The sequence below is a fragment of the Halomicroarcula saliterrae genome, from assembly GCF_031624395.1.
In the GTDB taxonomy this organism is placed as follows: Archaea; Halobacteriota; Halobacteria; order Halobacteriales; family Haloarculaceae; genus Haloarcula; species Haloarcula saliterrae.
The window spans coordinates 48,111-74,282 of sequence record NZ_JAMQON010000008.1 but is presented as its reverse complement, the minus strand read 5'-3'; the positions used below and the strand labels follow the sequence as shown (position 1 = coordinate 74,282).

Here is a 26,172-nt window from a genome sequence, read left to right as displayed (position 1 = left end):
ATGGTCGGCTGACGAAATGCGTTTTTGGCTCGTGCCCGTAGCGCAGGTATGTTTACAACCGTCGAACTTCCCGACGTCGACGAGGCCTGTGCGTACTGCGGATCGCGTATCTTCGACCACGACCCGATCTGTGTGCGCGACTGTACCGACGACTGCGGGTCGGCGACCTACTTCTGCAACTACGCGTGTCTCTCGACCTACGTGGACGAAAACAACTTGACGACTGGCAACGCGTGTGAGTGGTCGCCCGACGACCCCGACTGCTGCTGAGTGGATTCGCCCCAAGCAAGACACAGAGCGACGTATTAGCCGCCACCCAACCTAGGAACCACCAACGGAGCAGTACTGGCCGTCCAACTTTATGAATGCAGCCAACGAAGTCCGTAGTGGTTCACTATGTCAAAAGAGCGCACGTCCGACGGCCTGCTCCGCATCGTCCTGATCGTCCTCGCGGTGATCGTCCTGTTCCCGCTGTTGATGATGGTGTTCGCGATGCCGATGATGGGCATGATGGGCTGGTGGTGGGGTGGTGGCATGGCCGGCGGCCTCTCACCGCTGTGGGGTATCGGAATGATGCTCGTCTGGCTCGTTGTCCTCGTCGGCATCGGCTACCTCCTCTATCGCGGCCTCGTCGGTGGTGTCGGGTCGTCGCTGACCAGCGATAGAGCACTCGAGGAACTCCGAGTGGCGTACGCTCGTGGCGACCTCTCCGACGAGGAGTTCGAGGAACGGCGTGCGAAACTCACCCGCGAGGAGTCGCAGTAGTCTGCAATCATGTCCTCGACAGTACAGCGACGCGAGTTTCTCACTGCGCTCGGAGCCGGCATCGCAGGTCTCTCCGGATGCGTTGGAAATCTCCCGGGCAGTGGCGACGGCGTCGACAGGACGATCTACGTCGGAGGCTACCACTGGGGCTTCGTTATCATCGGTGCGAGTCTGTTCGCCTACGACGTTCTCAAGAAACGCTTCGTCCGCCGTGACGAACCTGATTCCATCTCTGACGGAACGATCATCTCCCGGCGAATCTTCGCCGAAGGAGACGCGGGTTCCGAACTCGACAACGATTAACGCCCCCAATCACTCGTGTTTCGACGATATCGACGCTGTTAACGTTCTCTTCACGGCGTGCGATTTCATCTGCCAATTCGTTTCACCCGGGTGATCGTGCGCGACACGGGGAACACGGGTCCTGAATGGGGTGACCAGAAGATCCAACAACAACGGAGTCTCTCACCATGGACCGAGTCAGTAAATATCGTTATGAGTCACTGGCGTCGCTTACGATTCCCGCTGAGCGCGGACGAACGCTCGCCGCAGGACGGTCAGCAGGACGTACGTCTCGTACTTCTGGTTCCGACAGTGGTCACACGGCTGCATCTCCGTTGTGATCTCCTCGATAGATTCCTCGTACTCCTCCGTGAGATGGTTCAGTGCCTCCGTGACCTGCGGCTGGATAGCATCCGTCATCTCCTCCACGGCGGCATCAGCCGAACCCGGTAGTGAGTACGAGAGGACGATCGTGTTCGCGTGGTAGTACTTCGTCGTGCCGCCACGCCCCTCCTCAAAGCGGACGACGTCTACGAGTCCGGAATCGCGGAGTTCGTTGATGTGGTGCCGAACGGTGTTTTCGGTCCGCTCGATCCCTCGATCGGTGAGTCGGTCGTGAACCTCGCCTGCCGTCCGTGCCTCATCGGCCAGTATGTCGAGGATCATCGCTCGCATTGGTTCGTCGATGGCGTCCGAAACGCGGGTATCCCTGATCGCGATGTCGTCGAGATGGTGGTCGGCACCGGAACTGCTCATAATGGGACTGTGAGACACGTGCGGGAAAAGGTAGCGGCGAACACTGCTGTCGAGCACTTCGACCGGACGACTGGCCTGCGGTCGGATCGAGTCGAAGCCCTAGACGACCTATTGGACTGTTCCAACGACCTATATCTCTATTCAAACATATCATCTAAAAAATGTATATGGCGGTCCGGGTGCTACGTAGAACTGTGATGAACGAAACGACCCAACTCCGTGTGATGGACTTCGACTGCCCGACCTGCGCGAGCACCGTTGAACACGCCCTCTCGAACGTCGACGGCGTCCAGAATGTGAAAGTCCACTACACGACCGGCCGAGTCGAGATCGAGTACGACGACGACGTCGCTGACCCCGACGCCTTCGCACAGGCCATCGAAAACCAGGGCTACACGCCCCAGCCCGCCTAGACCAATGAACGCACAAACGATCACACAGTACTACCGGAAGAACCGGAAAGCCATCGTCACGGCGTCCAGCGGCCTCCTCTACGGTGGCGGCTGGAGCCTCGGCCACTTCACCGGCTTCGATACAGCGAGTGCCGGTATTCTCATCCTCGCGGCGATCATCGGCGGCTACGACATCGCCAAAACCGCCTACTACGAGGTCACCAACCGAACGCTCGGCATCAAGACGCTCGTGACCTTGGCGGCCATTGGTGCCATCGTCATCGGCGAATACTGGGAAGCTGCCGCCGTCGTCTTCCTGTTCAGCCTCGGCAGCTACCTAGAAGGCCGGACGATGCGGAAGACCCGGACGGCCCTCCAGGAACTTCTGGAGATGACGCCCGACACGGCGACCGTCCGTCGCGACGGAGACCTCCAAGAAGTACCTGCCCGCGACGTCGAGGAGGGTGAAGTTGTCATCGTGAAACCGGGCGGAAAGATCCCGGTCGACGGGAGCGTCGTCGACGGCGAGAGTGCCGTCAATCAGGCCCCGGTCACCGGCGAGAGCGCGCCCGTTCACAAGACCGACGGTGACGAAGTCTACGCGGGGACGGTCAACCAGGAAGGCGCACTGGAGGTCCAGACGACGGGTGCGGGCTCGGATACGACGCTCGAGCGCATCATCCGCCGCGTCGAGGAGGCCCAGGAGGCCCAGTCGCCCACGGAGAGTCTCATCGACCGGTTCGCGAAGTACTACACCCCAGCCGTCATCGTGCTCGCAATCGGCGCGTACGCAGTCACGCAGAACGCGATCCTGTCGCTCACCTTGCTGGTCATCGGCTGTCCGGGCGCGCTGGTCATCGGACCGCCGGTCAGCATCGTCTCGGCCATCGGGAACGCCGCCCGGTCGGGAGTCCTGATGAAGGGTGGCGAACACCTCGAACGTGCCGGCAAGATCGACCTCGTTGCCTTCGACAAGACCGGCACCCTCACGAAGGGCGAGACCACCGTCGCCGACGTCGAGGGGTTTGGCGTCGACGACGACGAGGTAATCTCGCTCGCGGCGACTGCCGAGAAGAAAAGCGAACACCACCTCGCCGACGCCATCGTCGACGCAGCACGCGACCGTCCGACCGCCGCAACCGATGGCGGAACTGCGGTCGCCCATTCCGATGCCGCGAGCGCCGAACACCGGTCGGTTCCGGATCCGGATGACTTCGACGTGGTCGCCGGCAAGGGTGTCGTCGCCCATACGGACGGCCACGAGGTCGTCGTTGGGAACCGAGCGCTGCTCGACGACCGCAGCATCGACATCCCGGATTACATCGCCGAGTACGTCCGTGGCCGCGAGGAACGCGGTGAGACGGTCGTCCACGTCGTGCGAGACGGCAGCATCATCGGCGTGATCGCGATGCGCGACGAACTTCGAGAGGCCGCTCCTGGCGTCGTAGCGGCGCTTCAGGATGCCGGCATCGAGACGGTGATGCTCACCGGCGACAACGAGCGGACGGCAAGTGCCGTCGCAGGGGAAGTGGGCATCGACGAGTACCGCGCCGAACTCCTCCCCGAGGACAAACAGACCGTCATCGAAGAATACCAGGCCGACGGCCACGTCGTTGCGATGGTCGGCGATGGCATCAACGACGCGCCATCGCTGGCGACCGCCGACGTCGGTATCGCGATGGGCGCTGCCGGCACGGACACCGCCATCGAGACGGCGGACATGGCGCTGATGGCCGACGACCTCGAACGCATCCCGTACGCGGTCACACTCAGTAAAGCGACGCGCTGGAACGTCCTCGAGAACGTCGGGCTCGCGGTGCTGACCGTGACCGTCCTGCTCGCTGGCGTGCTCACCAGTTACGTCACGCTCGCCGCCGGGATGCTCGTCCACGAAGCCAGCGTTCTCCTCGTCATCCTCAACGGGATGCGACTGCTCCGACACTAATCTCCACAACCAATGACAACAAATTCACCTGCGACTGACGCGACGCACACTAGCACCGACTGGCAGGTCGACTACGACGCCGACCCGATCGAAATCCGCGACCCCGTCGCGGAGGCCCTCGGCGTCCTCACATCAGGCGATCCGTTCGTCGTCACCTACACGGACGCGGTGAAAGAGGCCGGTCACTCCTGTCCGACTGCCTCGGGCGCCTACCGGATCGTCCAGCTCGGGCTCGATGCCCTGTATCCCGATGACTATCCAATCCGAAGCGAAATCGAAGTCCAGGCAGCCGGCCCGCGAGACGATGCTGCGTACGGCGTGATGGGGCGCATCATTTCGTACGTGACTGGCGCGACCGACGACGACGGATTCAGCGGGCTCGCCGGTGGTCACGGGAGCCGTCGTGATCTCCTCGTCTTCGACGCGTTCGACCCGGGCACGCACGAACCGACGTTCCGGTTCCGGCGAACCGATACGGACGAGACTGTTGAAGTGACCTACCACGTCAGCGACGTTCCCGACGGCGGCCCCGCAATCGGGAATCTCCAGCGGATTCTAGAGGGGTCCGCGAGCGAGGAGCAGCGGGCGGCATTCGCCGAGGCCTGGCACCGGCGCGTGCAGGTCGTCCTCAACGACGATTCGCTGTTCACCGTCGAAGCGGTGTGAACACGACAGTGCAGCCCTCGTACGCTATATGAATTCACTGCGGTATACTGTCGATATCTTCGAGCGCCTCGATAGCAACGTCTCCTAACTCTCCAGCCTGATATGAGAATACCGCTCTCGCACCATCTCATCGAAATTATCTACGCTACTGATTCGATGGGGCAATCCGCTCGCTGATCTCGATCGGGCGACAGAACAGGTGACTGTCCGAACGGAAGAACGCCGGTATGGAAAGAAAATGGTCGTCGTCGAGGGGTTCGAAGGTGGCACCGATCTCGACTCACTCGCCTCAGAACTGAAATCTACACTTGGAACTGGTGGCACCGTCAAAGAAGGGCACATCGAACTCCAGGGCGATCACGAGGAACGCGTCCGCGAACTTCTCAAAGCAAACGGATACTCCGTCAGATAAAACAGTACGATTCTTCATATCCTGTAGAACACTCCACTGGTTCCGTCGTTACCGACAGCATCAACTAAACGATTTGGTAGAGGAGCACTCACAGCGTTCGGGGGTCCGGCTCAACGATCGTAGCAAAGGCGACGTTCTGTTGCACCTGTTCGATCTCAACGGTCGGTTCGTCACCGGGCTGCCCCTCCGGAACGATCACGACGTAACCGCGGTCAACCTTCGCGATGCCGTCGCCCTGGTCACCAATCGTCTCAATCGTCACCTCCCGAATCTCACCCTCTTCAACAGGCGGCTCGGGGGGTCCCTGCTCCTGAGTGGTCGGGGAGGTCTCAGACGATCTGTCCGCGGACGGTGTATCGGATAGCGCCGTTGTATGCCCGGTTTCGAGAACAGCGATTCGATACGTTTCACCGGGTTGAATAGCGTCGTGACGTACCTCACTCGCTGGAACCTCGAATGTGCAGCTTCCGTCCTCGGACTCAATAGTCGCAGTAAATACCGAGCGAAGTGTATCAGGGATGTCGACCATCACGAGAAGATTCAGTATCCGACGCAAATAGTCGTTCCTCACGCCGTCAGTCCGGCGCGTAAGCATCCTCAATATAGTCACGAAGGTCATCGGGCGTCGTCCACGTGTACGCACGATCCACCCGCTCCATCGAGAGGAGATAGTGTGCGAACATCCCGTCGTAGGCCGCGTACTGTTCCTCCTCAGTCTCGTACGTTCGATAGAAGGCTCGCGTTCGCTCCCGATAGGTCGGCTGATCGATGTAGCCCGCTTCCCACGCGTGTCCGCCCTGGGAGTGTTCGTACACCCCGACGATATGATCCGCGTAGCTGACCAACAGCTTGAATTTCGACGTGAAGAACTCCGAGATGTCCAGAATATCGTCCATCAGGAATGCGTCGACACCATCATCGGAGTTTGAGGCTGCGGCATCGCTCGCAAGTTGGTCGCGAACAGCCTCCAATCGTGGTCGCTCCTCCTCACCGTAGGAACCGAGAACGAAGTAGGACGTGTTGTTGATGAATCGTCCGAGGTCCTCGTGCATCGCGGTCTGGATCGCCTCGACCCGTTCGGGTGTGAGCGTCTCGCCCGGCTGGTCACCCAATTTGTCGATGACGGGACGGGTAGCGTCGTCGTTGGTCATACTGGGTAGGATTCACTACCGCCACCTAACGGTACGGAAATACGACCGGAAGTGGAATGCCCCGGCACTCTGGGTACCACTTCGAGTTTCACCGAAATGGTTATCTGACCAGGGGACAAACACTGAGACACAATGTCCCGGCCTGACGCCACCCCGCTCACGCCAGCCGAGAACGCGGCCGGCCTCGATCCGATCGCAGCGTTGAGTGCCCTCGACGACACGACCCGCGCGAATATCATCGGGACGATTGTCGGTCATCCGAAAGGCGCGCCCTCGAAGAAAGAACTCGAATACTACAACCCGAGCGTCGCCGCGTCGACGCTCACCGACCACCTCATTCGGCTGGAGGAGGTGGGGCTGATCAAGGCCATCGAGCGAGATCGTGAGGGGCTCGAGCGGGGCCAGCCATACCGGTTCTTTCAGCTCACCAATGCCGCCCGCGAGCTGTTCGACCGGAACAACCTCTTCGAGCCCGATGCGTACCGAGAGCTATTCGCCGAAGTCGAGAAAACGGACGAAATCAAGACCGCCGAAGACGTCGACCGTCCAGATGAACGGAACTGAAATAGACCGCGGAGCGTGCGTTTTGCTGAACGGAGAGCTCGACATTCGAGATATTCTGGAAATGTAACCAGCGCAAAGCCCACAATGGAGATCAGTCTCGATTTCGATTCAGAACAGATGAATCGTAACAGAAGGCACGCATCAATTCCATCCTCCGAGGCTGTGGAAGTTGATTACTTCGGAGTTCGGGAGTACAGAGCCAACCCTGTGGATCATCCCTGGATCTGCTTTCCGTGCAGAGAAAGTACCGCCTCAGCCGGTCGCAGACCCTTTAGTAACAATCGTGAGCTGCTCGCTAGTGATATCTGCAAGACTGAGACGGTTCATAAAATCGCTGCAGTTGAGCGATTAGAGGAGACATCGGAGACAATCGATAATACCGCTGGCGAACTCTCGGAAGAAGCGACAGTGCTAGAGTTCGAAATTACACAAGAAACTGGACTGGTGTATCTTGAGTACCAGCCGTCGCCGTCAATGACGAGCATGTTCGATGTCCTCGCCGCATACTCACTCATCGTCGTGCCACCGATAGAGTACACAGACAACTATGGCAAGCGTGGCATTCGACTCACAGTGGCTGGCACCGAGTCCGCGATTACTGCTATCTCTGCAGAGGTGCCCCACGGAATCGAATTGCATCCCGAACAAGTCGGGGAATACGTCCCCGAACGGCCTGGGCTATCGGGCCTGTTGACTGATCGGCAACAGACCGTGTTCGAGGTTGCCGTCGAGGTCGGGTATTACGAAGTCCCACGGGAAACGACGCACGAACAGATCGCTACCGAAGTCTATCGGTCCCCGGCGACGATCTCTGAACAGCTCCAGCGCATCGAATCAAAATTCCTGCTCCAGTATCTCGGTGACTAAGTAGATTTTATATATACTCCAAGAATACTCGGGATTAAAGCTACTAGCAACCGTCCTAAATTGGGAGTATGACTGCTACCGGTGACGCGATTCTCGTTGTCGGCGGATACGGGACCATCGGCCGCACGGTCTGTAATGAATTGGCCAATAGCGTGTCAGAAGAGGTTATTGCGGCTGGCCGTTCCCCCGAAAAGGCACATCGCTTCGCCGACACTATTGCAGGAGTGAATGCTCGTACGCTCGACGTGAACGAGGAGTCATTCGATGAGTCCCTCGCTGGCGTCGGAACGGTCGTCATGTGTCTCGATGCAGCGGACGCCACGTTCGCCAGATCTTGTTTCGAGCGCGGTATCGACTACGTCGACATCTCACCGGACGATTCACTTCTCCGAGACATCGAAACAGCCGATGGCATCGCCCGTAAGAACGGATCTACAGCTGTCCTCAGCGTGGGTCTGTCCCCAGGAATGACAAACCTGTTTGTTTCCGATGCGGCTGCCGAACTCGATACCGTCGACAGGGCCGACATCACGTTGCTCCTCGGTCTCGGCGAAGCATTCGGCCCGGATACGATCAAATGGACCGTCGAAGACGCGTTCGGGCGCTTTTCAGTGCAGAATTCCGAGCAATCAATTTCTGTGACTGGTCTCACGGAGCCGCGAATGGTCAGGATTCCGGAGTGGGGGCGACGGCGGGCGTATCGAGCGAATCTCGCGGATCAACAGGTGCTCGCCCGGACTACGGACATCCCCACGGTGGAAAGCCGACTCTGTTACGACTCTCGTGTTGTCACCCGCTACCTGGCAGCGTTACGTCGGACTGGGCTGTTCCAGCCGGTCGTGTCGATGCTCGGCGTCAACATTATCGTGAAACTGGCCGACACCCTTCCGGTTGGTTCCGACGAATCGGTCATCAAGACGGCGGTTCGCGGCTCGAAGAACGGTCGCCTCAGCCGCATCGAACAATGGGTTCGTGGGCCAGACCAGGCCCGCGCGACGGCACTCGTTGCAGTTCAAGTTACATCGGAACTGGTGGGATCGTCACAACCAGCGGGCGTCTTGCACATTCAGGAACTGTTCGACAGTTCGCCGTTCGTCGAGACGCTACTGGAGGGAAATTACGAAGTTGGCCGTACACAGCAGCAGGGTCGAGTATCCTGAGGTCACGGTTGAGGTAGCCCCACCAGAACAGGTCCTCGACCTGATAATCGAATTCGGTGGCGAGCTTCAGGGCTAGTTCAAAACTCGGGTCTACCGGTCACACTCTCACTGGGGCTTCAAACCAAACATATTGAGGCCCATCAGACCGAGTTTTAGTTTATACTCATTCTAACTTTAGATGGGTCTAATTTATATGTTGGGCGAGGAATAAGCGTACATGGCTATGCTAAGGCTTGACCAGCGGAGGAGATCATGCCATCGATAGATTACAACAGCGCAGCGAAGGTCACAGAACGCCTCGAAGAGCGACTGGTCGAATCACTCACCGGTGAAACGAACGTCAGTCGCCGCACCGTCCTCGGCGGTCTCGGTGTTGCCGGGAGTGCAGCAGTTGGACTGGGGAGTTCCCGAGCAAGTGCCTCGTCCGGTCACGACGATGAAGACGAACACGGTAACTTCGGTGCGGTGGGCGAATATCGAGATTTGAATTTCGATCCGCATGAGTTTCTCACCGCGTTCAATACAGGAGAGAGTGGGCAGGATAACATTCCTCAACAGGTTTACGAAGAGGACGGCCGAACCGTACGGGAATTCGAGTTCACTGCCGTCGACACGACGATAACTATCGCGCCGGGCGTCGAGTTTCAAGCGTGGGCGTACAACGGCCAAGTGCCGGGTCCGACGATCCGCGCCGTCGAGGGCGACCTGATTCGCGTGGAGTTTACGAATCTCGGACGACACGCGCACACGATTCATCCACACCTGAAGAACCTCAACCCGCGAATGGACGGGATTCCCCAGAACGGCCCCGGCGTCCTTGATACGGGTGAATCCTTCACCTATGAGTGGATCGCCCAGCCCGCCGGTACGCACTTCTATCACTGCCACTCGCTCCCCCTGAAAGAGCACATCCATCGCGGACTCTACGGCACGATCATCGTTGATCCGGACCCCGACCGCGTCAGGGAAAACCCACGCGATTACGTCAATTACCCCGGTCCGATTACCGACGACTTCCGGGCGCAGCTCGTCGAAGAGGCAAAGAGCCGGAATCACGAGTACGCCGAAAACGACGCCGTGAACGAGATGGTGATGGTGATGAACTCGTTCGATACCAACTTCGACGGCGGAAACGAGGTCTACGCGGCGAACACACGGGCGTTCGGATATGGAGTCGGTGACACCGACGGACAGGGCAACTGGACGGCGGGTGAGACGAAACGCCCCATCCAAATCGACAAGAATGAACGCCAGCGCGTGTACCTCTCCAATGCGACGGAGTTCGATCTCATCAATTCGTTCCACACGCACTCGCAGTTCTTCGACTACTACGACCACGGGACAACGCTGACGCCGACGAGCAAAACCGTGGACACGATTATGCAGTGCCAAGCACAGCGCGGCATCATCGAGATGGACTACTCCAACCACGAGCCAGGACTGTACATGTTCCACGCCCACCAGTCCGAGTTCGCCGAACTCGGCTGGATGAGTTTCTTCGAGGTGGTCTAATATGACGGACAAGACACGAGATTCGACGACGGACGGTGGTGTACCAGCCGAGAACGAGAGCATACAACCGCTCGGGCTTCCGCGATGGGTCAGCGCGTTACTCCCGATCGTGTTGCTCGTGCTCGTCCTGGGCTTATTCGCGTTCACATCACCGCTCGCCGGTGTTCAGAGCGGCACCCCGCTCCCAGACGTGACGGTCACGCATACGACGCTTCCGAGCGACGAAACGGTCGTACTGCACGTGACGAACAACGGGCCCGAATCCGTGACGATATCACAGGTCCTCGTCGACGAAGCCTACTGGGATTTCCGGGTTGAAGGAGCTGGTGGTGACCAAACGCTCGCCCCGATGGAAAGCGCACAGATTGTGATCCCGTATCACTGGAATCCGGGATGGGATCTCGAAGTCGCTCTCGTACTGTCTGACGGGGCGACGTTCCATAACACGATCGTCGCTCCGAGTCAGTCACCCGGGTTTAGTCTCAGTCTGCTCGGAACGCTGGCAGTCATCGGGCTGTTCGTCGGCGTAATCCCGGTCGCCTTGGGGATGCTCTGGTTCCCCTACATCAAGACGATGAGCGATCGGTGGCTACACGCCGTGCTCATATTTGCGGCCGGCGTACTGGGCTTCTTGGCGTTTGACGCCGGGTTCGAGGCGTTCGAACTCGCCGAGCGGGTTCCAGGCGCGTACGAGGGTAACCTCTTGGTCGTCTTCGGAATCTTCGGCGCTCTTCTCCTCGTCCAGGCGATCAGCGCGTGGCGTGAGGGCCGCGTCGCCGCTGGTGATAGCCGGGCGAGCAGCGGCCTCTGGATCGCCTATCTGGTCGCGGTAGGAATCGGCCTGCACAACCTCGCGGAGGGGCTTGCTATCGGGAGTTCGTTTGCACTCGGACGTGTGTCACTCGGTGCATTCCTCGTAATCGGGTTCATGCTTCACAACGTGACGGAAGGTCCGGCTGTCGTTGCGCCGGTCGCCCGCGGGGAACGTCCGGCGCTCAAGCACTTCGCCGCGCTCGGCGTCATCGCCGGGGCACCCGTCATCCTCGGTGGCTGGATCGGCAGCCTCGCCTACTCACCGACGATCGGCGCCTTCTTCCTCGCGATCGGTGTTGGCGCTATCCTGCAGGTCAACTGGGAGATTGCGAGCATGGTTCGTGATGCAGGGGGTCGCGTGGCCAGTGCCACGAATCTGCTTGCATTTCTGCTCGGACTCGGCATTATGTACGTGACCGACCTTTTCGTGGCGCTCTAATAAGCACTACCCATTTCTGTTACAATGTCACTCGAAATCTACGATCGGCGAACGGTGTTACGACTCAGCACTGCCACCATGGCGACGCTCAGCACGGCTGGGTGTTTGGGTGGACAATCCTCGTCGGTACAGACCGTCACGATGCCCGGCGACCTCAAATTTGACCCGAAGACCGCGATGATCAAACCTGGTGGGTCGGTTACGTGGACGAACGAGAGTGAGATCGAGCACACGGTTACGGCGTATGAAGACGAGATTCCAGACGCGGCGGCGTACTTCGCAAGTGGTGGCTTCGAGTCAGAGCGTGCCGCGAGGAACCGGGTCTCCGAGGGGCTCATCGCTCCGGGAGAGAGCTACGAGCAAACGTTCGATCAGCCGGGAACGTACGGGTACTTCTGTATCCCACATGAGGGGTCTGGAATGGTCGGGACAGTGCGAGTGAGGTAAGCGGACAACCGACATTCAATTCTCCAAGCCGTCGTCGTCCCTATTACACATATGGTTGAGGCACTCACTCATACTATACTTATCTTCCGTGACGACGTACAAATGGTATGTTCATCGGACATTTTCTGGCTGCGTTCGCCATAGCGGCGAGTGTCGCCGTATGGCGGGGATGGCCAGAAGAGCGCGCGCTTGCGGTCGGGGCGGTGGCTGGCTCGTTCGCGACGCTCCCAGATATTGATATGCTGTACGCCGTAGTTGGGCTTGTCGGAAGCCTGGAAGGCGCCTTCGTAACCTCCGACGCGTTCTGGGCTATCGCAAACGAGATCCATCGCGGGGCCACCCACTCGCTGATCGTCGGTGTCTTCGCAGCAATCGGGTTTGCCGCTTGGCGCGCTCGCGATGGCTACAATTCTGGGGCCGGCACACTCGGTGGCCTCATCCTCGGCGGCCTGGTCCTCATCGTGACGGTCGTCGGCGGGATAGCTCCGGGCGCTGTGGTCGCCGTGTTCGTTCTTGCTGGAGTCGGGTTGGTTACATTTGCCGAGCGCGTCGGTCTCGGCCCGAGAGCCGTTCTCGGTGCTGGAGCCCTCGGGCTCTTATCGCACCCGTTCGGAGATGTGTTAGCCGGCCCGTCGCCGGCGTTATTCTATCCACTTCCTACCGAATCCGGTGTATTGAACGGCCAGATTATCCTCAACCCCGATCCGACACTACATCTTCTCACCGCCTTCTTCATTGAGCTCACGATTATTTGGATGGGACTCTTTGTCGTTGCACAACTGCGAGGATGGCGCCTCAAACAGCACATCAACCGGCGTGCAGCGCTCGGGGTTGCTTACGCAAGTGCGATTTTCGCGATTCCCGTACCGACTGTTGAGACAGCATCACCTTTCGTATTCACCGTCCTCACAGTCGGTTTTATCGGCACTCCGAGTCGTTCGGGTTGGCGAGAAGATAGATCGATTCAGCTGATCGATGCTGTTGCGACTGCGCTTGCTGCCATTACGCTCGCGGCCGCCGCGTACACCGTGACATATCTAGTGCTCCTCGGGTAGTCATACAGTCCCTTGAGAGATGGTCGATCCTGGTCGTGTGAAAATCAAGCTTGTTGTGAACCGGGATATATTAGACATGGAAAATCAACGTTTTCCATTCATTTTCTAGTTCTGACAGTCAAAACCGTGCTATCCAGAGATCAATCAGAGCTGGAAGTTGGAATTGTTAAGATTGTCGTCGCCAGACTATCTCTATCCCAGCCCACAGCAGGCAACTAGTGAGGAGGACCACGAGTTCGAGGACCTCCAGAAATCCCATCCAGACCGGTGTGATGTACATAAGACCATTCAAGTATTTCCCGGGAATGAGCTGTTTAGCAATGATAAGTAAACTATCACGCAAACTGCCTGTTCGTGAGTCAAGATTCGCTTGCGTCGCACTCGGCCCACCGGCACTCTCGTCTCCAGTCCCGAGACGTTCCGCCTCGTATGGGAAAGCGATATTGACGCTCCAAACCACCTCACCTTGTTTGTCAACTTCGAATACACGATTCCCGTTCGAATCTGTAATCAAAGTGTGACCGTTCGGGAGCCGGTCGGCGTCCCGTGGCCACTGCATCCGCGTGTCTCGCCACACCCACGACTGTTCCCAGCTGTCTCCCGTTCGTTGGTACTCAACGACACGGTTGTTCTCCGAATCTCCGACGAGGACTGCGGGACCGCCACGCTCAGTGGGGATGTAATCCGGATTGTGCTGTTCGTAGAGGATACTGTAGTTGTCCTCCTCGCCGAGCGTCCATCCTTCGATGAGACCACTCCGGTTGAGGAACACGACCCGGTCCTGGTTCCGGGCACTCACCATGAGCCGGCCATCCTCGAGCACTTCGATGTCATTGATATGTGTCCAATCCTCAGGGTATGGACCACCCGTTTCTCTGGGGAATGCGCTACTGGCGTTCCACGTCCACTCGGTCTGGCCGGAGGTGGTATTCACAACGAATACCCGGTCGAGGTAGATATCTGCGACGGCCAAGTGTGTCTCGTTGAGCCGGTCGGCATCGTGGTAGCGTGTTGCTTCCTTCCCGGGGGTGGTTTCGCTCCAGACGCGCGTTACCTCGCCGGTCGTCAAGTTGACGCGTTCGTATCCGTTGCGCGTGCAAGCGTCGGTCGAGCGAGCAGCCTCATATTCGTTCCAGACTTCCTCGTCAACCCGGCGCTGGACAAAATTAGTGGTGTTTGGACAGGCCGACGGCTCGAGGTGGTCTGCGAACATATACTCTACAGTGGTTCTCGTTTCAGGTACCGGATCGACGTCCCAGTACCGCGTATGTGAGTCGTTGTAGTAGAGGATACTTCCGTCCGGGTTGAATGCGACAAGTTCTGCTCGGGCACGAGGCCCGCTACTCGCTTCACCTCGCCACGAATTTGAATCAGTCGCGACGACAGTAATATTGTCGCGAGGTTCGACGGCCTGTTGCTGTGGGTTCGCAACCCCCTGGTTCGTGAGATGGCTCTCGAAGGTATCGTTGGTTGCGCCAAGCGTATATCCGTAGGCTAAACCAATACTGGATAAACCGATTATGATGATGAAGAATATACGGAGAAAAGACTTGGATGCCACAATAGATTCTCTGACCAGAGACTAGTTGGTTATGCGTGGGTTAAGATGGGTCTTAACTTTAGAGAATCGCACCGTAGAGCACTGCAAAGGCTGTGATTCTCTTTCTGGTCGATTCTCGGATACTGGAGTGGGGAAACCGGTGTCTGAATAGCACGGGTCGAAATTTCAGCACACCGAGCCATGTTCGATGAGTCAGCGTTCTCCCCACGTTTCACGCTCCAGTTCGCACACAAGTATATCGAGTGGCCAGTCTCAAATACAGGCCAAACCTCGTTTTGCGCCCCAGTGAATCGCCTCGGGATCAAGCCTCGGGGCATTCGCTTAACCGCTTGTAAATGTGCCTAGCGTGTCGATCCACGTCATTGTGAATCGGTTCGCTGCACGCCGCGACCTATTTGATAGGTGAAGGTGGACGTCAGGTGTCGTAGGACCGGTCGGGCTCGATCCGTGACAACCGCATCGCGTTCCCGGTGACGCCGAGGCTCATTCCCATGTCGCCGACGACGACAGCGACGGCGACGCTGACGAGCCCGATCGGCACACCGACGGCAAGCAACGCCTTCACGCCGAGGCTCGCCCAGATGTTCTGCCGGATCACACCGTTGGCGGTGTGTGACAGCTCGTAGAGGTACGGCAGTTTCCCGACGTCGTCGCCCATCAGCGCGATGTCGGCGGTCTCGAGTGCGGTGTCGGTGCCAGCTGCACCCATCGCGATGCCGACTTCCGCGGTGGCGAGCGCGGGCGCGTCGTTGATACCGTCGCCGACCATCGCCACCTCGCCGTACTCCGTCTGCAACTCCTCAACGGCGTCGACCTTCTCCTCTGGCAAAAGTTCGGCACGGTACTCGTCAACGCCGACCTCCTCGGCGATGGCCCGCGCGGTGCCCTCGTTGTCGCCGGTCAGCATCACGACGCGCTCGACACCAAGCTCCTGCAGGCGCTGGACGGCTCGCTTCGAGGCCGGGCGTACCTCGTCGGCGATGGCGATGGCACCCAACAACTCCGACTCCGTTCCGACGAGGACGACCGTCTTGCCTTCACGCTCCAGTGCAGCGAGCGTGCCCTCAGCGAACGCCCCATCGTCGGACTCGGCCGCCTCTTCCGCCACGACGCCACCGTCCGTCTCGCGGCGTGCCCGAGCCAGGTCGAAACCCAACTCCTCGAAGAGTGCGGGCTTGCCCGCGTAGTACGTCTCGCCGTCGATCTGCCCGCGGATACCCTTCCCGGTGAGGCTCTCGAAGGCATTCAGGTCGGGCAAATCGGCCAAACCCGCCTCGTCGGCGCGGGCAATGATCGCCGTGGCAATGGGATGCTCGCTGCGCCGCTCCAGCCCGGCAGCACGACTGAGCAGATCGTCTTCCGTGGTTCCGCCGATCGGGACGACGTCGGTGACGGCGAGTTCGCCCTTCGTGAGCGTCCCCGTCTTGTCGAGCGCGACGGCGTCGACTTCGCCCATCGCCTCGAGGTAGTTGCCGCCCTTGATCAGGACGCCGTTCTTTGCGGCACTGGTGATGCCCGACACCACGGATACCGGCGTCGAGATGACGAACGCGCACGGGCAGGCGATCACCAGCAAGGTGAGTCCGCGGATGAACCACGTCTGCCAGTCGCCGGCGAAGCTGAACCCGTACCCGGCCACGTCGACCGAGATGGGGTCGACGATGAGCAGGGGCGGGATGGCGGCGGTCAGGATTGCAAGCACGACCACGACTGGCGTGTAGTAGCCCGAGAAGCGGTCGACGAACTGCTCTTTGTCGGTCTTCTTCGTCTGTGCGCCCTGCACCATCTCGATGATGCGCGAGAGCGTCGAGTCGCCCGCCGTCGACGTGACTTCGACTTCGAGGTAGCCCTCCTCGTTGATGGCGCCGGCGTACACCTCGTCACCTACCGTCTTGTCGACGGGAACGCTCTCGCCGGTGATCGGCGACTGGTCGACCGCGCTCTCGCCGTCGGTGACCGTGCCGTCGAGCGGGATCTTGTCGCCGGGGCGGACGACCACGGTCTCACCCACCTCCACCTCGTCAGCGGGCACTGTGACTTCCTCGCCGTCGCGCACGACGGTCGCCTCGTCGGGCGACAGCTCCATCAGCTCGCGCAGGGAGTCCCGCGCCCTATCCATCGCGTAGTCTTCGAGCAGCTCGGCAATGCTGAATAGGACGGCCAGCGTCGCCGCCTCGACGAAATAACCGATGCCGGTCGCGGCGATTATCGCCGTCCCCATCAGCAGGTCGATGTCGAGACTCCGGTTCTTTGCGGAGTAGTACCCGCTGCGGACAACAGGGATGCCACTGGCGGCGACGGCACCGAGGAACAGGACGTCGGCGACATGAAGCGGGTAATCGAGGACGCTCGCCACCGCGACGTTCTGTGTCATTAGGAGAAACTCGAAGAGGAGGCCGAACGTGACGAGTGCCGCGCCGAACCACGTCTTCTTCGCGCGCGGACTCGTCCAGACCTCCGACGGCGGCGCGATGTCGACGCCGTCGCCCTCCTCCTCTTGCTCACCGTTATCGGAATCTGACCCTCCAACGACCTCATAGCCGGCGGACTCAATCGCGTTGACCACGTCGGCCTCACTGGTGCGATCTGGATTGTACGTGATGTTGGCCGTGCCGGTCGTTGGCTGGAGCGTGGCGTCGACGATGCCGTCGACGCGCTGGAGGCTCTTGTCGACCTTCTGGGCGCAGGACGGACAGTCCATCTCGGGAACGACGAGGCGAGCGGTCAGCTCCCGTCGCTGGCCGTCCCCGCTCGCGTCCCCCGCTGCGTTCGGATTCTCTGTCATTACCTCACTGTAGGGGCGTCAGTTCGATAAGCCTTAATTGGAATATTCCAAACCGAGAATCAGCGTGTTGCCGGGGTCTCTTCGGGCGACTGTTCGCCGGCGACGTGCTGCTTCGCCAAGTGTTCTTCCGCCCGACGGAGTCGGTAGGTGAGCGTCGACCGCGGCACGTCGAGATGCTCGGCCAACGTGCCGACATCGACCTCTCGGGGCGACTCGTAGTACCCGTGTTCGACGGCTGCTTGGAGTGCAGCCTCCTGCTCCGGCGACAGGACGCCATGCTTCTCGTCAGCTCCCCCCATCGACGCCGTCGTCTCCGCGGTTCGGAGCATCTCCATCTGAGCGCAGTCTCCGACGGCGACTTTGAGGGCGTCGAAGAACGCGGCCATGTCGCCCTCTCCGGAGTGGATGAGCCGCCACGTGTAGTGGCGGCCCTCGTGACGAGTCTCGAACAGCACGCCGTCACCGAGGTGGTCGCGGGCGATGTGGGGGACGGACGCGCAGGTGGGGGTTCGCTCCCAGTCGGAGTAGAGAACTAGCGTGTCGTCCGTGCTATCGAGGACGCGGGTGGTCTGGGTTGCACTGCAATCCTCGGTAGCCAAACAGTCGGCGTAGTAGTCGCTGGTGAGAAAGGCATCCTCGATGGCGTCGAGTGCGTCCGGGCTGCCGCTGGCGTGGTCGACTCGCCAGAGCTGCTCGGCAGTAGCGTGCAGCGAGAGCGAGCGGACGCGGGCGTCGGGATGGTCGGCGAGGGCGTCCGCGACCCTGTTACACCCCGGCTCGTATTCGAGGGCGAAGACGAGTTCGCGCATACTCACACGTAAAGGGTGGCTGGATATAACACGTCGGCTCGGAGCTTCCATCGTACTGGTTAGAGTCAGATCACGTCGTCGGGGTCGTGTACCTCCTGCATTCGTTGGGCCTCGGCGGCGTACTGCTCCTGCAGATCGGCATCGTTGACCGAACCGAGATTGTCCGGCTCGGTATCGACGGCAGCCGTCGTGTCGCGGACGTCGGTGAAGGAAGTGAGCGCCCGCTCCTTGCGGTAGTACTGTTCGCCGTCTGGGGTCGCATAGGTGAGGATGATAAGGTTCTGCTCGTCGTCGGAATACGTCCGCTCGACGAGCCAGACGCGGACACCGTTCGAATGGGAATCGCCGGGCATAGCTGCTTGTTCACTCTCGGGTCGGAAATGGGTAGTGTTGGAAGTGTAGCTAGAGTTGACTCGTTTACGGTGAAGTCTATGATATCTGTCGCATCTGTGACTCATTCCTCCTGTCCCGAATACGAACCATTGGTCTATACTGACAGTTGTGAGGTGGCTATCAATGGAAACTTACGCCTGTCTTCTTAATATTTCAGCACATGAGTGAGCTCTAAGACGTCTTCACCGGTGCTAGTCCGGTCTTTGCACTTCGTCGGGTATCAGTGTTCGATATCCTGACTGGTCTGCCGGAGGCAAACGATTCGTTCGATCCGTCTCCGTACCGGTCTTGGTTGTCCTCGGGGTAGTGACCGCTCTGGGAATCATGATTCGCTAATGATTCAAATCAATCTATGACACGACTCTCGAAACAGTGGGTTCAGCACAATCAAGTCGGTATCTACTTCGTTGCCGTCTTACTAGCGATCGGAGTCGGCCTCGGACTTCCAAGCGCGAGCTCTCTCTTGGAACCGTTCATCAATCCCGTGTTGGCTGTCCTGTTGTACGTCACGTTCCTCGAGATACCGTTTGTCCAAATCCGGCGGGCCTTCCGGAACGCCCGGTTCATGGCGGCTGCGCTCGGGATAAACTTCGTGGTCGTGCCGGTCGTCGTATTTGGCCTCACGCAGTTCCTGCCACAGGAGCCGGTGATTCTCGTTGGCGCGTTTATGGTGTTGTTGACGCCGTGTATCGACTACGTCATTACGTTCACCGAACTTGCCGGCGGTGACGCCGAACAGATTACTGCCGCGACTCCGGCGCTGATGCTCATCCAGCTGTTGTTGCTCCCGCTGTATCTCTGGCTGTTCATGGGCCAGCAGGTGGCCGAATTCATCGAGGCAGGGCCGTTCATCGAGGCGTTCGTCGTCATTATCGCGCTGCCGCTGACGCTCGCATGGGCGACTGAATACTGGGCTGACCGGTCCGAGCGCGGCGCTCAGTGGCAGAACACGATGGGCTGGTTTCCGGTTCCGATGATGGGGGCAACACTGTTTGTCGTGATCGCCTCCCAACTGCCGCGCGTCCAGGATTCAATCGGACAGATCGCGTCGGTCGTCCCGATCTATGTTGCGTTTCTGGTCATTATGCCGTTGCTCGGTCGGTTAGTGGCTGGAGTGCTCGGGATGGGAGCTGGCGAGAGCCGGGCCCTCGTGTTCACCTCTGTCACACGGAACTCGCTTGTCATTCTTCCGCTGGCGCTCGCGCTGCCATCGGGCTATGGGCTCGCACCAGCGGTGGTCGTTACTCAGACGCTCGTCGAGCTGACGGGTATGGTGGTCCTCACGCGAGTCGTCCCGGCGTGGTTGGTACCGGAAACCCCCCAATCAGCCCCTTTAGTGTGATGTTGGATGAATCGATAGTGGTTGATGTATCAACTGCGAGGTCACTCGGGATGAACCACTTCCCTCGGCGTACTCATACATCCAGCCCCTGCTTGAGCTCGCTGTCCCATTAGGTGGGAATCCGCCTGAGAGTTTTATTTGGTACCACTATATCTCCCGAACATGTCCAAAGTCGGATGTAGCCAAGACGAATCCAACACTACACAGGGGACTATCTAACGCGACACATGACGACCAAACTGTTGGGCCAAAGTACCGCTGTAAAAAATAATAGACTGCGTGAAACACTCGAATCTTTTTGCTGTGAGATATGCACGTTTCGATTGATGAGTCCCAGTAGAATATATCAACACCAATGATGAGAGAAAACCAGCAACGGATTACGCAACTAATTGTGAGCGTCCTGCTCTTAATTCTTGCAGCTGGGACAGTCTCTGCTCACGGAGCAAGTCTCTCAAGTGGTTCACGTGAACCCATACGCGTTCCGACATGGCTGTTTCTGAGTACGGGCGGAGCGGCAGTCGGGGCATCTTTTTTGTTAGCCTCCTTTGTGACAGATAGACAATTTATCAGACAGCTCCATCAGTGGGGCTTCCCGATTCATGCTGAGAACAGTCACGTGGCTGTTACTGCGGGTCGTGTACTCGGGTTGGTGGGCTATGTTACTGTCCTGGTCATCGGATTCATCGGTCCCTCCACACCACAAACCAATGCGGCGATACTTCTTGTGTGGGTTGGCTGGTGGGCGGGACTAGCGATGACAAGCTATCTGGTTGGGAACACTTGGCAGACTCTCAACCCACTTTCTACCATCGCACTGGTGCTGCCCTCACTAAATCGACGCTATCCCGACTCGTACGGGGCATGGCCTAGCGTAATTGGACTCTTGGCGTTAATCTGGATCGAGGTCATAAGTCCATTAGCTGCTGACCCACAATTACTCGCTACCGCTGTGGTCGCGTACAGCGTAGTGACCCTGTTTGGTGTCGTTATCTTTGGACGGGACACGTGGTTTGACAAGGCGGATCCCGTAGAGAGAGTATTCCGCTACTACGGTCGTGTGGCACCCATCGGAAAAACTGGACGGAAAATTAAATTTCGGTTGTTCGGTATGGACCTTTCCGTTCCCCGTTTGGTAGACGATTTCGATGAAGTCGCATTTATTATAGCGTTGCTGTGGGGGACAACCTTCGACGGATTCGTTACGACACCTGGGTGGCGTACCCTGACGGAACCTCTTGTCGCAGGTGGTTTCCCTCCACAAGTACTGTATCCGGTAGCGCTCCTCGCTGGCTTTGGCCTCTTCTTTGGAATCTACCTCATCGCGGTTGAACTCAGTCGACGAACTGCAGAGACCTATCTCCAGTCACGCATGGTGGCAGTTCAGTTTGCTCCACCATTGCTTGCAATTGCTGCTGGGTATCACTTCGCTCACTATCTCGGGTATTTTCTTGAACTCGCACCAGCTCTCTGGTTGGCACTCCTCTCACCGTTTTCAGATCCCGGCACAGTCCCAGTATATCAACCGCCAAGTTGGTTCGGTGGAGTTGGTATTGCGGCCGTGGTTATTGGCCATCTAGTTGCTATCTGGGTCGCACATGCGGCGGCCTATGACCTGTTCCCCAGTCGGATTCAGGCGATCAGGTCACAGTATCCGTTTATCGCGGTGATGGTGTTCTACACGATGACCAGTCTGTGGGTCATCACTCGCCCCGAGGTGGCACTTCCATACATATGAGCAATCACGAATATACAATCGGAGAGGACCAATCGCCCCATCTGTGTGAGTACTGCGGTCGTCCTTTCAGCCAGCAGGAGTGGCTAGACTTACACCGGGGGCTAGAGCATCCTAACGAATTATCTGAGGAGCATATTTCAGCGTTTCAGACAGCGTACGAGGCAGAGGAAGGAGAACTCGGACGATTCCGCCTCCGAGCTCTTGGTGTGCTTATACTGCTGTATTTTTGCTTGCTCATGGTTTACGCGCTTGTCTGACCTGATACATACGACAGAACCCTCTAAAACGACAATACAATGAAACTGACTCGACGACGACTGATACAGACGGCCAGCGCCTCAATTACAGGACTGATCGCTGGATGTGCAAGTCGAACAACCGATACGCAACGCTCATTTAGTATCTCGAGTCCTGCCATGGAAAACGGGGGGACACTCCCAGCCCGGTACACGTGTGATGGGGCTGGAGAGTCACCCCCGTTCGAGATACGGAATCACCCGGATCCGACAGCGGCACTGGCGATTACCGGAGAGTACGACCGTGGGCCGATAAATGAGCCAGTGTTCTGGTCGATATGGAATATCCCTCCTGAGCGGACCACGATCCCCGCCGGTATACCGCGGACACCGACTGTAGAGACACTGGGTGGTGCTCCTCAGGGTCGACAGCGTGGCGGTGAAGTAGGATACAAAGCACCGTGTCCACCGCCCGGCCAACCGTACGAGCACCGATTCCAACTCTATGCACTCGGTGAGATATTGGATATCGAGGCGGGCACGAAACATGACGACGCCGTCGAAGCGATCGGTAGTTCTGTCCTTGCCAGTGCTCGACTAACTGTAACTTTGCAGCGGTCCGAGAGGACGTCTGAACGAACGACCCAACCGATGGAATAGCGACGGAGAACACGGAATCTCGAAAACGAGATCTTATCGATGGCTGTATTATTAACTTATGCGCATATTGTTAATAGTATCTATTGTCATATGCGGCTTTTATAACAGCTAGTTTAATAAAATACGATTGTCTAGAATTCGCTAATGACCTCATCAGACGAGAACAGTGACGAGTCAGATGAAACAGACGACTCGCATGAACACGATCATTCACATGACCATTTTGATCGTGAACATTCAGAGAGAGATGAAGTATCGGATCCTTCGATAGCCCATGATGGAAGTGTGGCACAGCTCTCAGTGCCCGATATGGACTGCCCGTCGTGTGCGGGGAAAGTTGAAAACAGTGTTAGCAAGGTCGAGGGAATCAAAGAAATCGAGCCACAGGTGACGACAGGAACTCTCACAGTAACATACGAGGCCGACATCACGTCGACGGAGGCTATCACCGAGCGCGTCGAGAAAGCTGGCTACACTGTCGAAAACAGCGACGAGGTCACGGAGAAGTTTTCTGTCCCAGAAATGGATTGTCCGTCCTGTGCGGAGAAGGTCACGAAGGCACTGGACAGTCTCGACGGCATTGCAACGGCGGAACCCCACCCGACGACTGGGAAAATCACAGTCACATACGATTCTGCAACCGTGACGGGTTCAGACATCAGTGCCGCCATCGAGGGCGCAGGATACGAAGTTACAGATACGACCGCACAGCAGGGTAACAAAGATAATAGCGAATCTGGTGACAGTATCTGGCGAAGCCGCCGGGCTATCAAGACGTGGATTAGTGGTGTGTTCCTCGCCGGTGGACTCCTGCTGGAATTCTTCCTACCCGGGGAGAATATACAGGTCGCGAGCCTCCTCGGAAGCGACCTGGTGTTAGCTGACGCCCTCTTTCTTGTCGCGATTGCGCTCGGTGGCCACGAAATTCTCCGCAACGGGTATTACTCGTTGCGAAATAGGAACCTCGACATTGATCTGTTGATGTCCATTGCGATCTTGGGTGCCCTGGTGGCAAGTGTTGCATTCGGGGAGGGTCTCTATTTTGAAGCAGCGACGCTTGCGTTCCTCTTCAGCGTGGCCGAACTTCTCGAGCGCTACTCGATGGACCGTGCCCGCAACTCGCTGCAAGAGCTGATGGATCTGTCTCCGGATGAAGCGGTCGTCAAACGCAACGGGGGCGAAGAGACTGTCCCTGTTGCGGAAATAACGGTCGGTGACATCGTCGTCGTTCGGCCAGGAGAGAAGATTCCCATGGATGGCACGGTCGTAGACGGGGAGAGTGCGGTGAATCAGGCACCAATCACTGGCGAGAGTGTTCCAGTGGATAAGAGCGAGGGTGAAGAGGTGTACGCCGGGACAATCAACGAAGAGGGGTATCTCGAAGTGGAAGTCACCGCTACGGCGAGCGATAATACCCTCTCGCGTATCGTCGAGATGGTTGAGGACGCCCAGTCGAACAAAACCGAGCGCGAACAGTTCGTCGAGCGATTCTCCGCGTACTACACACCTGCTGTCGTCGCTTTTGCTATCCTCGTCACGATTGGGAGCCCCTACGTTCTCGGCACGACGTGGCCAACAGCTATCGTCTACGGGCTTACATTGCTCGTACTCGCCTGCCCCTGTGCGTTCGTCATCTCGACGCCAGTCTCGGTCGTCTCGGGCATTACGAGCGCGGCGAAGAACGGCGTGCTGATTAAAGGCGGAAACCATCTCGAGGCAATGGGCGAAGTCGACGCCGTCGCATTCGATAAGACGGGGACACTTACGAAGGGAGAACTCACGGTAACTGATGTCATCCCCCTCAATGGAAATTCCGAGGACGACGTCCTTCGGTGTGCCCGTGGCCTTGAACAACGTAGCGAGCACCCTATCGGAGAAGCAATAGTCGCGGAAGCAGACGGTGCAAGCGTCGCAGAGCGCGAAATCTCGGATTTCGAGAGTATCACCGGTAAGGGGGTTCGGGCAGAGCTTGACGGGACCGATCACTTTGCCGGGAAGCCCGGCCTGTTTGAAGAACTTGAGTTCGATCTGTCACACGTTCACGCGACCACCGATGGGGGCGTGGTTACCGACACAGCCCAGTCACTATGTGACCGGCATAATTGCTTCGATTTGCTGGAAGAGACGGTCCCAGAACTCCAGAGTGAAGGGAAGACTGTGGTGCTTGTCGGGACAGACGAAGAACTAGAAGGGCTCATCGCCGTCGCCGACGAAGTCAGGCCAGCAGCGAAACAGACGATAGCCCGACTCCAAGACCTCGGCGTCAAACGAACAGTGATGCTAACGGGAGATAATGAGCGGACTGCACAGGCTATCGCCGAGCAGGTGGGTATCGACGAGTTTTACGCAGAACTCCTTCCGGAAGATAAGGTCACTGCGATCGAGAAACTCACCGATGAGCACGACGGTGTCGCGATGGTTGGAGATGGTGTAAACGATGCCCCTGCCCTAGCCACCGCTACCGTAGGCGTCGCTATGGGCGCCGCTGGGACGGACACGGCACTGGAGACGGCCGATATCGCACTAATGGGTGATGATCTGGGCAAGCTGCCGTATCTCTACGAACTGGCCAATGACGCTAACGGCGTTATCCAGCAGAACATCTGGGCCAGTCTCGGAGTCAAGGCCGCACTGGCATTGGCAGTACCGTTTGGTTACGTCCCAATTTGGTTGGCAGTGCTCGCCGGCGATGCAGGAATGACGACTGCCGTCACCGGGAATGCAATGCGCCTCTCCAGAATTCGTCCACCAGAAGACAGCGGGGCTGAAACGATTTCCAGCGGAGGTTCACACCGATGAGTAGCACATCCGAAGACACCGAACAGAGTCCCACTGCCGATGAACAATCTGGACTCCCCTACGGACCATTTCTTGTCCTGCTTAGTGCCACAGTCGTCGCTGGTTCGGGACTGCTAGTCTACACCATGGAGCAGGCGAATCTCCCTTTAGTGGCCGATTTTGTGTGGATACTCGGCTATGGTGTCGCAGTTTGCATTATATGGGTTGTCTGGCTCCGACCGGTAGAACTCGTTGGGCCGGCAGGTCGAGAGACGGGCGATAGTTCTAAAAACGAAGATACAACTGCCGACTCATCAGCTAAAGACGGCCCAGAATGGGAAATATCAGGATGGGGCGAGTTAGCAAAAGTACCGAGCGAAAAAGGAGGAGACACTCAAAATAACACCCCGGAAAGTGTAGATACTTCATCTTCAAAGGACATCGAATAATCCTGAACTACCACTCCTTGATTGTGTGTTCTCATCAAGTAGACCTCGCTAAGTAAGAGATGTAAAGAGTGTTATAGAACAGTTCCACACACTGTAGTGTTCGCATTGCGAATCGTTCGATACAGTTGACCTATTGTCCACACGCGTCGGCTCTACGCGACTCTACTTCTACTGAACCGATAGAGCGTGAACGCG

General features: G+C 58.2%; 26 protein-coding genes. 19 read left to right on the top strand and 7 right to left on the bottom strand.

All coding sequences use genetic code 11. The features are described from left to right. Window positions 1-48 precede the first annotated feature (48 nt). The 3 genes from NDI56_RS20525 (at window position 49) to NDI56_RS20515 (ending at window position 1,068) form a co-directional block, all read left to right on the top strand. Entirely contained in the window at window positions 49-270 is a 222-nt protein-coding gene (locus NDI56_RS20525; protein ID WP_310921653.1) for a hypothetical protein, read from the top strand. A 126-nt stretch (window positions 271-396) separates the two neighbouring features. After that, window positions 397-765, top strand: coding sequence for an SHOCT domain-containing protein (locus NDI56_RS20520; RefSeq protein WP_058365173.1), 369 nt, complete (start codon window positions 397-399; stop codon window positions 763-765). A 9-nt stretch (window positions 766-774) separates the two neighbouring features. Beyond that, the gene (locus NDI56_RS20515; protein WP_058365174.1) at window positions 775-1,068 is read left to right on the top strand and encodes a hypothetical protein; all 294 of its coding nucleotides are present in this window, start codon (window positions 775-777) and stop codon (window positions 1,066-1,068) included. A 210-nt stretch (window positions 1,069-1,278) separates the two neighbouring features. Here NDI56_RS20515 and NDI56_RS20510 read toward each other — a convergent pair whose 3' ends face one another. After that, on the bottom strand, window positions 1,279-1,803 hold the full coding sequence (locus NDI56_RS20510) for an ArsR/SmtB family transcription factor (protein WP_123115056.1): 525 nt from the start codon (window positions 1,801-1,803) through the stop codon (window positions 1,279-1,281). Window positions 1,804-2,000: 197 nt separating this feature from the next. Here NDI56_RS20510 and NDI56_RS20505 point away from each other — a divergent pair, with 197 nt between their 5' ends. The 4 genes from NDI56_RS20505 (at window position 2,001) to NDI56_RS20490 (ending at window position 5,218) form a co-directional block, all read left to right on the top strand. Next, window positions 2,001-2,216 (top strand): heavy-metal-associated domain-containing protein, encoded by a 216-nt coding sequence (locus NDI56_RS20505; protein ID WP_310921652.1) that lies wholly within the window; start codon window positions 2,001-2,003, stop codon window positions 2,214-2,216. A gap of 4 nt (window positions 2,217-2,220) precedes the next feature. Continuing rightward, window positions 2,221-4,140: a heavy metal translocating P-type ATPase gene (locus NDI56_RS20500; RefSeq protein WP_123115057.1), complete on the top strand. Its 1,920-nt coding sequence runs from the start codon at window positions 2,221-2,223 to the stop codon at window positions 4,138-4,140. A 12-nt stretch (window positions 4,141-4,152) separates the two neighbouring features. Then, window positions 4,153-4,806: a hypothetical protein gene (locus tag NDI56_RS20495; RefSeq protein ID WP_089769851.1), complete on the top strand. Its 654-nt coding sequence runs from the start codon at window positions 4,153-4,155 to the stop codon at window positions 4,804-4,806. Between the two features lie 199 nt (window positions 4,807-5,005). Beyond that, entirely contained in the window at window positions 5,006-5,218 is a 213-nt protein-coding gene (locus tag NDI56_RS20490) for an SUI1 family translation initiation factor (protein ID WP_235853656.1), read from the top strand. A gap of 88 nt (window positions 5,219-5,306) precedes the next feature. On the opposite strand, the gene NDI56_RS20485 is transcribed toward NDI56_RS20490, so the two are convergent. Next, complete coding sequence (locus tag NDI56_RS20485) at window positions 5,307-5,747, bottom strand: TRAM domain-containing protein (protein ID WP_058365043.1); 441 nt, start codon at window positions 5,745-5,747, stop codon at window positions 5,307-5,309. Between the two features lie 46 nt (window positions 5,748-5,793). After that, a complete protein-coding gene (locus NDI56_RS20480) occupies window positions 5,794-6,369 on the bottom strand; it encodes a DUF8170 family protein (RefSeq protein WP_058365044.1) in 576 nt (191 codons plus the stop codon). A 132-nt stretch (window positions 6,370-6,501) separates the two neighbouring features. Here NDI56_RS20480 and NDI56_RS20475 point away from each other — a divergent pair, with 132 nt between their 5' ends. The 7 genes from NDI56_RS20475 (at window position 6,502) to NDI56_RS20445 (ending at window position 13,226) form a co-directional block, all read left to right on the top strand. Continuing rightward, window positions 6,502-6,933: a helix-turn-helix domain-containing protein gene (locus tag NDI56_RS20475; protein ID WP_058365045.1), complete on the top strand. Its 432-nt coding sequence runs from the start codon at window positions 6,502-6,504 to the stop codon at window positions 6,931-6,933. An 84-nt stretch (window positions 6,934-7,017) separates the two neighbouring features. Then, window positions 7,018-7,800, top strand: coding sequence for a helix-turn-helix domain-containing protein (locus tag NDI56_RS20470; protein WP_310921651.1), 783 nt, complete (start codon window positions 7,018-7,020; stop codon window positions 7,798-7,800). Window positions 7,801-7,868: 68 nt separating this feature from the next. Beyond that, the gene (locus NDI56_RS20465) at window positions 7,869-8,960 is read left to right on the top strand and encodes a saccharopine dehydrogenase family protein (RefSeq protein ID WP_220589742.1); all 1,092 of its coding nucleotides are present in this window, start codon (window positions 7,869-7,871) and stop codon (window positions 8,958-8,960) included. A gap of 252 nt (window positions 8,961-9,212) precedes the next feature. Next, complete coding sequence (locus tag NDI56_RS20460; RefSeq protein WP_220589743.1) at window positions 9,213-10,472, top strand: multicopper oxidase domain-containing protein; 1,260 nt, start codon at window positions 9,213-9,215, stop codon at window positions 10,470-10,472. Between the two features lies 1 nt (window position 10,473). Next, window positions 10,474-11,724 (top strand): ZIP family metal transporter, encoded by a 1,251-nt coding sequence (locus NDI56_RS20455; protein ID WP_220589744.1) that lies wholly within the window; start codon window positions 10,474-10,476, stop codon window positions 11,722-11,724. Window positions 11,725-11,748: 24 nt separating this feature from the next. After that, window positions 11,749-12,171: a cupredoxin domain-containing protein gene (locus tag NDI56_RS20450; RefSeq protein WP_220589745.1), complete on the top strand. Its 423-nt coding sequence runs from the start codon at window positions 11,749-11,751 to the stop codon at window positions 12,169-12,171. A 107-nt stretch (window positions 12,172-12,278) separates the two neighbouring features. Continuing rightward, window positions 12,279-13,226: a metal-dependent hydrolase gene (locus NDI56_RS20445; protein ID WP_220589746.1), complete on the top strand. Its 948-nt coding sequence runs from the start codon at window positions 12,279-12,281 to the stop codon at window positions 13,224-13,226. 166 nt (window positions 13,227-13,392) lie between these two features. On the opposite strand, the gene NDI56_RS20440 is transcribed toward NDI56_RS20445, so the two are convergent. From NDI56_RS20440 to NDI56_RS20425, 4 genes are all read right to left on the bottom strand, one after another. Next, window positions 13,393-14,787, bottom strand: a complete 1,395-nt coding sequence (locus NDI56_RS20440; protein WP_220589747.1) for an arylsulfotransferase family protein — start codon at window positions 14,785-14,787, stop codon at window positions 13,393-13,395. 415 nt (window positions 14,788-15,202) lie between these two features. After that, complete coding sequence (locus NDI56_RS20435; RefSeq protein ID WP_220589748.1) at window positions 15,203-17,572, bottom strand: heavy metal translocating P-type ATPase; 2,370 nt, start codon at window positions 17,570-17,572, stop codon at window positions 15,203-15,205. Window positions 17,573-17,631: 59 nt separating this feature from the next. Beyond that, window positions 17,632-18,381 carry a helix-turn-helix domain-containing protein gene (locus NDI56_RS20430; RefSeq protein ID WP_220589749.1) on the bottom strand — a complete coding sequence of 250 codons (750 nt, stop codon included), beginning with the start codon at window positions 18,379-18,381 and terminating at the stop codon, window positions 17,632-17,634. 65 nt (window positions 18,382-18,446) lie between these two features. Continuing rightward, the gene (locus tag NDI56_RS20425) at window positions 18,447-18,734 is read right to left on the bottom strand and encodes a DUF7967 family protein (RefSeq protein WP_220589750.1); all 288 of its coding nucleotides are present in this window, start codon (window positions 18,732-18,734) and stop codon (window positions 18,447-18,449) included. 392 nt (window positions 18,735-19,126) lie between these two features. On the opposite strand from NDI56_RS20425, the gene NDI56_RS20420 reads away from it, so the two are divergent. The 5 genes from NDI56_RS20420 to NDI56_RS20400 all read left to right on the top strand — a co-directional run bounded on the left by NDI56_RS20420 (window position 19,127) and on the right by NDI56_RS20400 (window position 25,977). Further along, a complete protein-coding gene (locus tag NDI56_RS20420; RefSeq protein WP_220619743.1) occupies window positions 19,127-20,116 on the top strand; it encodes an arsenic resistance protein in 990 nt (329 codons plus the stop codon). A gap of 391 nt (window positions 20,117-20,507) precedes the next feature. After that, entirely contained in the window at window positions 20,508-21,854 is a 1,347-nt protein-coding gene (locus tag NDI56_RS20415; RefSeq protein WP_417936052.1) for a hypothetical protein, read from the top strand. Between the two features lie 296 nt (window positions 21,855-22,150). Further along, window positions 22,151-22,750 carry a YbhB/YbcL family Raf kinase inhibitor-like protein gene (locus NDI56_RS20410; RefSeq protein WP_220619741.1) on the top strand — a complete coding sequence of 200 codons (600 nt, stop codon included), beginning with the start codon at window positions 22,151-22,153 and terminating at the stop codon, window positions 22,748-22,750. Window positions 22,751-22,894: 144 nt separating this feature from the next. Beyond that, window positions 22,895-25,549, top strand: a complete 2,655-nt coding sequence (locus NDI56_RS20405; RefSeq protein ID WP_220619740.1) for a heavy metal translocating P-type ATPase — start codon at window positions 22,895-22,897, stop codon at window positions 25,547-25,549. Next, window positions 25,546-25,977: a DUF7996 family protein gene (locus NDI56_RS20400; RefSeq protein ID WP_147439938.1), complete on the top strand. Its 432-nt coding sequence runs from the start codon at window positions 25,546-25,548 to the stop codon at window positions 25,975-25,977. The genes NDI56_RS20405 and NDI56_RS20400 overlap by 4 nt, the downstream gene beginning before the upstream one ends. The last annotated feature ends 195 nt before the right edge of the window (window positions 25,978-26,172 follow it).